Annotated in this window: 7 protein-coding genes; all 7 read left to right on the top strand. The window is 39.9% G+C overall.

The window, feature by feature from the left end; all coding sequences use genetic code 11:
- Positions 1 to 846, top strand: an 846-nt coding sequence (locus tag ACFVSH_RS19335; RefSeq protein ID WP_387707376.1) for an aminotransferase class III-fold pyridoxal phosphate-dependent enzyme, incomplete at its 5' end; no start/stop codon positions are given.
- 147 nt (positions 847 to 993) lie between these two features.
- The gene (locus tag ACFVSH_RS19330) at positions 994 to 1,743 is read left to right on the top strand and encodes a PIG-L family deacetylase (RefSeq protein ID WP_387707374.1); all 750 of its coding nucleotides are present in this window, start codon (positions 994 to 996) and stop codon (positions 1,741 to 1,743) included.
- 45 nt (positions 1,744 to 1,788) lie between these two features.
- Positions 1,789 to 2,841 carry a YeiH family protein gene (locus ACFVSH_RS19325; RefSeq protein ID WP_387707372.1) on the top strand — a complete coding sequence of 351 codons (1,053 nt, stop codon included), beginning with the start codon at positions 1,789 to 1,791 and terminating at the stop codon, positions 2,839 to 2,841.
- 269 nt (positions 2,842 to 3,110) lie between these two features.
- On the top strand, positions 3,111 to 3,818 hold the full coding sequence (locus ACFVSH_RS19320; protein ID WP_192204444.1) for a GntR family transcriptional regulator: 708 nt from the start codon (positions 3,111 to 3,113) through the stop codon (positions 3,816 to 3,818).
- A 592-nt stretch (positions 3,819 to 4,410) separates the two neighbouring features.
- On the top strand, positions 4,411 to 5,826 hold the full coding sequence (locus ACFVSH_RS19315; RefSeq protein ID WP_387595634.1) for a sigma-54 interaction domain-containing protein: 1,416 nt from the start codon (positions 4,411 to 4,413) through the stop codon (positions 5,824 to 5,826).
- Positions 5,827 to 6,256: 430 nt separating this feature from the next.
- On the top strand, positions 6,257 to 7,561 hold the full coding sequence (locus ACFVSH_RS19310) for a CitMHS family transporter (RefSeq protein WP_387595637.1): 1,305 nt from the start codon (positions 6,257 to 6,259) through the stop codon (positions 7,559 to 7,561).
- A gap of 7 nt (positions 7,562 to 7,568) precedes the next feature.
- Positions 7,569 to 8,897: acyclic terpene utilization AtuA family protein (locus tag ACFVSH_RS19305; RefSeq protein ID WP_387707370.1), on the top strand; the 1,329-nt coding region annotated here is incomplete at its 3' end.

Below are 8,897 nucleotides of genomic sequence, written 5' to 3'. Positions count from 1 at the left end.
GTTCCAGGTTTCCTGCATGTGCCACCGCCGTACAGTTATCGGAGTCCGTTTGGGGAAAACGTTGAACATTCCGATTTGCTTGCAGCTGAATATATCGATCAGGTCATTAACTTTGAAGGGGCTGAAACGGTAGCTGGTGTGATTCTTGAACCATTCATCTCTGGTGGAGGGGTCCTTATTCCTTCCAAAGAATACTTAACGAGGGTTTCGGAAATCTGTAAGAAGCATGATGTTCTTTTAATTGTGGATGAAGTGGTTTCAGGTTTTGGAAGAACCGGAAAGATGTTTGGGTTCATGCACTCCGATGGAGTTCAGCCGGATATTGTTACAATGGCAAAGGGTTTGACCAGCGGTTATCTTCCCCTTGGAGCAACGGCGGTGAATTCCAGGATTTACGAGAAATTCAAAGAGAACGGAAATTTAAATCATTTCAGGCATGTGTCAACATATGGAGGGCACCCTGCATCTTGCGCAGTTGCGCTAAAGAACATTGAAATCTTGGAAAATGAAAAAATCGTTCAACGTGTATCTGAGCTTAGTGAATCGACACTAAGTGAGCTCTTTGAACTGAAAGCCTTGGATAAAGTAGGGGAAGTTCGGGGAGTAGGGTTTTTATATGGCATTGAATTAGTGGAAGATAAAAAGACAAAAACGCCTGTTTCCGATGCGTTCATGGGTAAAATAATCGGGGCTTGCAAGGAAAAGGGTCTTATCATCGGCCGTAATGGTGATACAGTTCCTGGATATGGAAACGTATTGATCATTGCACCGCCTTTATCTTCGACCGTTGAAGATCTACGCTTTGTCATAGAAACGGTTAAATCCGTTTTATATGAATTATGCTAATAAAAATGGATGATTGAGCTTTAGGGACTATATATAGACGAAAAGTGAAGATGGGCATGACATGTCTAACCGTTATGACATCCATGTCCATTTTTTCATGGTGGGTCTAACAGGGGGAAAACTGGAGAATCCGAAGTAGGAGGAAATATGCAATCACAACATAGGTTATTGGTGGTTCTTGCACATCCCGATGATGAGTCATTCCTGTGTGGAGGCACCATTGCCAAAATGTCTGAGCGAGGTGTTCATATTACATTACTTTGTGCGACAAAAGGCGAAATGGGCAGGCGCATGGGAAATCCCATCATTACAACAAGGGAGGCATTGCCTGAACTAAGGGTAGAGGAGTTAAAAAGAGCTTGTGAAGAATTGGGGATAAGCGACCTGCGATTTTTAAACGTAAGGGATAAAACGATTGAATTTGAAAGCTTCGATTTATTGGCTGAGAGAATCGTAAAGTTGATTCGTGAAGTTCAACCGGATGCACTAGTAACATTCCACGGGAAATATGGGGGGCATCCAGATCATTGTGCGATAGGCCGTGCTGCCGAATTTGCTTATCTAAAATCCGGTGATCCCGATTATTATCCAGATTCAGTATTTCCAGCTTTTAAGGTTCATAGTCTATACTTTGTCCTTTGGCATGCTTTTTATGATGAATGGATAAAGGAAAACGGGATGAGCAGTATCACAAGAGTGAATATAGCAGGGACTTTACAGAAAAAGATCCGTGCCTTAAGGTCCCATCGTTCCCAGACCCTGACCGTTCCTGAATTGTGGGGGAATCAAAATCCAAGCTTGCCTTTTTTAAAGAAATCCGAGTGTTTTATTAAAGGGAATTCACCTACCAATATAGAAGAAACCGATTTTTTTCAAACGATTGAAAGGTTGGGATGATCCGTAATTTGGGCTTTAGTTTATCTGGAAAGGGGGAAGGAATATATGGAATTAGAAAAATATGAGCCACTGGAAGAAACACCGCAAGAGCAGCAAAAATTGCTTCAAAACAGGGTGGTCTTGTGGCTGAGCGGTATCGCATTCACCTTTTTTATTGCCCTCTTAGGCTTGGGGCTGTCCAAGATTGCAGGATTCAATCGAATCGGTCCACTTGCTTGCTCGATCATCATTGCCGTGATTTATCGTCAAATTGCGGGATATCCAGAAAAGTTCCGGACGGGAATTGAATTTTCCGCAAAAAAACTTTTGCGTTTTGCCATTATTTTATACGGGTTGAAATTAAATATCGATGTGATTTTCAATCAGGGTCTGCCATTGTTGGTACGTGACATAGGAACAGTGACTTTTGCAATAGTCGTGATGGTCCTGATTGCAAAGTGGTTTAAGGCAGATGCCTCCATTTCCCTTCTTCTTGCTGTAGGAACCGGAATATGCGGTGCAGCAGCCATCGCGGCAATATCTCCTATCGTGAAAGCAAAGGAAGAAGATACAGCCATAGGCGTCGGGATAATCGCGTTAATGGGAACACTTTTCTCCATTGTTTATACACTTTTACGTCCGGTCCTTCCGCTATCAGCTTTGGATTATGGAATTTGGTCTGGGATCAGTCTTCATGAAATCGCACATGTTGCTTTGGCGGGAGCACCGGCGGGTGAGGATGCGCTAGCGATTGCACTTCTTGCAAAATTGGGCCGTGTCTTTTTACTTATCCCATTATGTTTCATTTTTATGTTTTGGATGAAAAAACGCTCATCCGGGAAAATGGGCCATGATGCCAAAATTGATTTTCCATGGTTCCTCATTGGTTTTATAATCATGAGTTTAATAGGAAGTTATGTGTTTGGAACGTATATTACAGTGTCACCTCTAGTAATGGATGGTATTTCCAAAACGACTACATTTATATTGACAATGGCCATGATCGGTCTTGGACTCAATGTTAGCCTGCAGGCACTGCGGACAAAAGCCATGCGTCCTCTTTTAGCCATGACCATTACTTCTTTGTTGCTTTCGATAATCTCGTACTTTATCGTTTAATAGATAAGCTTTTCTATTTTTGCCCATTAAATATGCCTGAAACGTGATGAAGGTTGCATATAGGATAAGCCCTGAATACATAAAACTATTCAGGTTTTTTTCATCTAAAGAAACGTTTTATTGGAAAAGAAGGAGTGGAAAAATAGTAAAATCCTAATTTAAGGAAAAATCGACCGTCGGCATGTTTGAATATTATAATTATTTGGTTTACAATAATATAAGAACTGATACGAACATTACGATGTCTTTTTCTGTTTGGAGGAAATTTTATGGAGTTAGACTTTAAAAATCCAATCCCTTTACATGCTCAATTGAAAACCATATTGGAAAATCAGATTTTGGAAGGTTATTATAAAGATAAAATCCCGAGTGAAAGGGAACTCATGGATATGTATTCTGTCAGCAGAAGCACTGTACGGGAAGCCGTATCCATCCTGGTTCGTGAGGGGATATTGGAAAAAAGGCATGGGAAGGGAACGTTCGTTTCCCTTAAACCTGTACAAGAATGGCTTAAGATGATAAGTTTTACGGAAACCACTAAAAGCATGGGAATTGAACTACTGGATCATGGCCGTGTAATGACACCTGAAAATATAGCTGATGCAAATGGGTTTGATGATGAATCTTACCATATTAAAAGGCTGCGGTTGCAGGGGGATGTCCCAATAGCCATAGAATTGCATTATTATTCATTGGACCTGGGAAAAAAATTGACGAAATTCGATTTAAGTACAACCGTATTGTATGATGCACTCGAAGGTGATCTAAACATTGACTTTTGTGAAGCGGAACAAATCATAACCTGCGGCTTTCCAACAAAAGAAGATGCAGAACATTTAGGAATAGCCGAAACGATGTGCTTGCTGATTACAGAACGAATGATTTTTGATTCTGATGGTAACTTAGTAGAATATTATAAAGGGTTATTCCGATCGGATATGTACTCATTCGCAATGAAAATGTCTCGGAAGAATTGATTTTGCACTTAAAGTGACCTAAGCCTTTCTAAGAAGCAGAGAGGCTTAGGTCATTTTCGCTTCTATATCATTGAGTTAGTTGATTTTGAACCGTATTAAAACGCCAGTCAAAACTTTCTATTAAAACCCGATTAGCTAGAATTGGATTTACCACCGGGTTCAACGTAGTTTTAGGGTAGAAAAATGGCTGATTTAGTTGAGACAATATTTAAAGTAAATCTATAATATTCAACGTACACATTGATTGGACTTTATGATAGGATTGGCTGTTTCATGAAATAACTGCTTCTTCAGTCTTTCAAGACAATCGTCCCCCAAGGCGCTCCAAGTCAAATCCTTAAATGCCTATTTATGCATACTTCTACACTAAGATAAAACGATTCGAAAACATAGGTAGTCAATAAGGTTGCACACAATGATAAGTAGACGCACAACGTCGTTGCAGCAACTAACCTCTCCAGACATGCCAAGCGACACATAACAACCACAAAGAAAATTATTACGAATGGGCAGTTTAGAGATAAAAATAAAGAAATGATCCAGATGAAAAAAGGTGAAATATGGACTATAAGCCGTGAAAGGAGTTATTTCCTTGAAAGAGCAATCAAATAATAAAAACAATGCTTCAATTAGTGAAAATAGCATAGGCTGGTGGAAAGCAATTATAGAATCAATCAATGATGGTGTTTTAGTGATTGATCATAATGGGTATGTAAGGATGATCAATCCTGAATATACACGTATTACAGGTGTTACTGCTGAAATCATAGGGAAGCCACTGGTAAAATATCGGCCCGGAGCGCAACTTACAAAAACACTAAAAGATTGTCGGTGTCGTGTTGGAGTCTACCGAAAGACAAAAGACCGAGAATATGTGGTCGATATGGCTCCAATTATTCTCAATGAACAGGTTGTTGGCGCTGTGTCCGTCTGCAAAAGTTTAACTGAAGTTCATAAATTGTCAATTGAACTTCAAAAACAAAACGAGAAAGTCCGGCAGCTTAAAAAGCAGATGAATTCGCTTTATCAAGTAAAATACACTTTTGATGACATCATTGGAAAAGATGGCGGGTTGAAGGACGTTGTGTATGTGGCAAAACGGGTTTCCGATTCCAACTTTCCAATTTTAATTATCGGCGAGAGCGGGACAGGAAAAGAGTTATTCGCACAGGCTATTCATCATAAAAGCCATCGTGGTAATAAGCCTTTTATTCCAGTTAATTGTGCGTCAATTCCACCTTCTTTATTAGAAAGTGAGTTATTCGGTTATGGAGATGGGGCTTTTACCAATGCAAAAAAAGGCGGTAAAATCGGCTTATTTGAAATGGCAGACCAGGGTACGCTCTTTTTGGATGAAATTGGTGATATGTCATATGATCTTCAGGCTAAGTTACTTAGGGTGTTACAAGAAAGTAAGATCAGAAGAGTAGGAGAAACAGAAGAGCGAAATATTGATGTCAGGATTATTGCCGCTACACATCGTGATCTACAACAGCTTGTAAATAAAAATCATTTTCGCGGAGATTTGTTTTATAGACTTAATGTTATAGGCTTAAAGATAGCACCTCTTCGAGAACGAAGAGAGGATATCCCTGAACTGGTTCATTCATTGCTTCGTTCGTCATTAACTCCATCTGTTAAGGAGGGTTCTATGTACACTATTGACGAACAAACTTTAGAATTTTTACGGTCATATGAATGGCCTGGCAATGTTCGGGAATTGAGAAATGTGATTGACTATGCAACTTGTATGGCAGAAGGTATGGAGATAAAGATCCAACACCTACCTGATGTATTGATGAAGCTCGAATTGAATCGCTTAGATTCTACTCTAAAACCAAACGGTCAAACACTAAAGGATATAACGGAAGAAGCAGAATCAAAATTCATCCAAGAAATTTTGGGGCGGTTTGGAAATGATATGGAAGGAAGAAAAAAGACCGCAAATTCTCTAGGGGTGTCCTTGGCCACCTTATATAATAAAATGAAAAAATACCGTATTATTTAAAGTGATTTCTAAAAAATTAGAATAATATCCATTGATTTCTAAAAAATTAGAAATCAACCAAGGCTTTAGAATTAGGGGATAAAGTAATTTATTTGAGAATCTTAGTGATATTTTCTAAAAAATTAGAATTTGAATCCACTATAAATGAAAGCGCTATCAACAAAGTGCTTTCTTTTTTTGTTTTTAAAATTTTTAAATGAGTACTTAAATAACTGATAAATCAGCATTAGAGTGAACAAACACCTAAGAAAATCAAACTGCAATAATAATTTAAATATTGTTTAGGCATGGTTCTTGCAAAAGTATAGTGCACAGCAAAATTCTTATAGAAAGGGCAATGAAATCCTTGGTAAATATGCCTCGTGGGGAAAAAATTTCATCTGAACTATGTCAGTAAACATTCAATTTACGACTCATTGGGAGGGATTATATGTTAGCTATTTTAGGTTTCTTGACAATAGGGGTTTTCCTTTACCTCATTATGACAAAACGTTTATCAGTCTTAATCGCTCTGGTGTTGGTGCCAATCGTTTTCTCTTTGATTGGCGGATTTGGCTTGGGGATAGGAGAAATGATGTTAGCTGGTATCGTAAAGGTTGCTCCTACGGGAATTATGGTGGCTTTTGCTGTTTTATATTTTGGACTGATGATGGACACGGGTTTGTTTGATCCAATCGTATCCAAGATGCTTCTTATCGTGAAAGGAGATCCCTTAAAAGTGGTGGTGGGCACGGCTGTTATCACGATGCTTGTATCCTTGGATGGGGATGGTGCTTCTACTTTTATGATTACTATTTCCGCCCTACTTCCTCTTTATAAGAGATTGAAGATGAACCCTCTCATTTTAGCAGGTGTAGTGGCTTTGGGCGCAGGTGTCATGAATCTTGCACCTTGGGGCGGTCCAACTGCAAGGGCGATGGCAACTTTGAATGTCACTTCTGCTCAACTATTTAATCCTATTCTACCTGCTATGGTTGCAGGTGTCCTATGGGTGTTGTTTTCATCCTATTTGCTTGGAAAAAGAGAAAGGGAAAGATTAGGGATTATAGATATGGGGGAAAAGGACAACATAGCTTTTCAAGAATTAGCGGCAACGACGTTAGAATTTAAACGTCCCCAACTTTTTTGGTTCAATCTTATTTTGACACTGATTCTTCTCATCGCTTTAATCAAAGTATGGCTTCCACTACCTACTTTATTTATTATTGCTTTTGCAATTGCTTTATTGGTGAATTACCCAAACCAAAAACAACAGATGGAGCGGATCACAAGTCATGCAAACAACGTTGTTATGGTTTCGACCATGATTTTTGCGGCGGGCATTTTTACCGGTATTTTGACCGGAACAAAAATGATTGATGCAATGGCGCTTTCAATGGTGTCGGTTATTCCTGAAGCGATGGCGGGCTACTTACCTATTTTGACAGCTATAACAAGCATGCCTCTAAGTTTAGTTTTTACACCGGATGCTTACTATTTTGGAGTTTTACCTATCATTAGTCAAACCGCTTCTACTTTTGGAATTGATCCCATCGAAGTTGGCCGGGCAGCTATACTGGGGCAAATGACAACCGGCTTCCCATTAAGTCCATTAACAGCCTCTACGTTTATTCTTATAGGAATGACAGGCGTTGATTTAGGGGATCATCAGCGTTTTATTTTTAAATGGGCATTTGGAACAACAATTATCATGACTATTGTAGCCCTGCTAACAGGAGCTATTACTATTATTTGAGGTGATTATGTTGATTAGAATCGGATCAGGTGCAGGATTTTCAGGTGATCGGTTGGAACCCGCACTGCTCCTTGCAGAAAAAGGGAATTTGGATTATCTAGTGTTGGAATGTTTGGCTGAACGGACAATCGCGCTGGCGCATAAGCGAAAAAAAGAGAATTCTTCATTGGGCTATGATCCGCTGCTTGAAAAGCGTATGGAGCTTTTACTTCCAACACTCATTCAAAATGGTGTGCGCTTAATTACAAATATGGGAGCAGCCAACCCGGTCAGTGGTGCTGAAAAAGTAATTGAAATTGCCCAACGACTAGGTCTTTCTATCAAAGTGGCGGCTGTGACAGGGGATGATGTATCGTCATTCCTGGAAACAGATGCACAGACTATGGAAACAAATAAGCCTCTACATTCATATGGCCCAATTTTATCGGCAAATGCCTATCTTGGTGTTGAAGCTATTTTACCTGCGTTAGAAAAAGAAGCAGACATTATTCTGACCGGGAGAGTGGCGGATCCATCCTTATTTTTAGCGCCAATGGTTCACCACTTCGGCTGGTCGGTTGACGAGACAGATTTGATTGCAAAAGGAACCATTATTGGCCACCTTTTGGAATGCGGAGGTCAAATTGCTGGTGGTTATTACGCAGATCCTGGGAAAAAGGATGTTCCACACTTGGAGAACTTAGGATTTCCGTATGCGGAGGTTCGAGCAGACGGTTCTGCCTTGATTACAAAAGTTTCAAATACAGGTGGAGTTATCAATCTAATGACGGCGAAAGAACAGCTTTTATATGAAGTCACAAATCCTAACGAATACATTACACCTGATGTAATTGCAGACTTCATGTCAGTAAAGCTTCGAGAGGCAGGACCGAATCGAATTGAAGTAACAGGAGGGAAAGGAAAGAAACGGCCGGAAACGTTAAAAGTAAGCGTCGGTTACCATGCAGGGTTTATAGGAGAAGGGGAAATTTCATATGCAGGTTCAAATGCATTGGGACGGGCACAACTAGCTGGAGACATTATGAGAACGAGACTTGAGAAGAGTTTTGATGAGTTGCGGATTGATTATATCGGTGTTTCATCCACACACCGGAATACGTTTGGGCAATGGAATGAACCATACGAAGTCCGACTAAGAGTCGCAGCTAAAGCACAAAGTCTAAGCGAAGCCGCTAAAATTGGTGAAGAGGTTGAATCTCTTTACACAAATGGCCCAGCCGGTGGAGGAGGGGCAAGAAAGTATACACACGAAGTTTTAGGAATTGTTTCTTCTCTACTTCCTCGTGAAGAAATTGAAGTGCGTGTTGTAATAAAGGAGAGTGTACTGCATGAAGAG

Origin of the sequence: Peribacillus sp. NPDC058002 (assembly GCF_042886655.1) — a bacterium.
In the GTDB taxonomy this organism is placed as follows: Bacteria; Bacillota; Bacilli; order Bacillales; family DSM-1321; genus Peribacillus; species Peribacillus aracenensis.
This window is presented reverse-complemented; position numbering and strand designations above follow the sequence as displayed.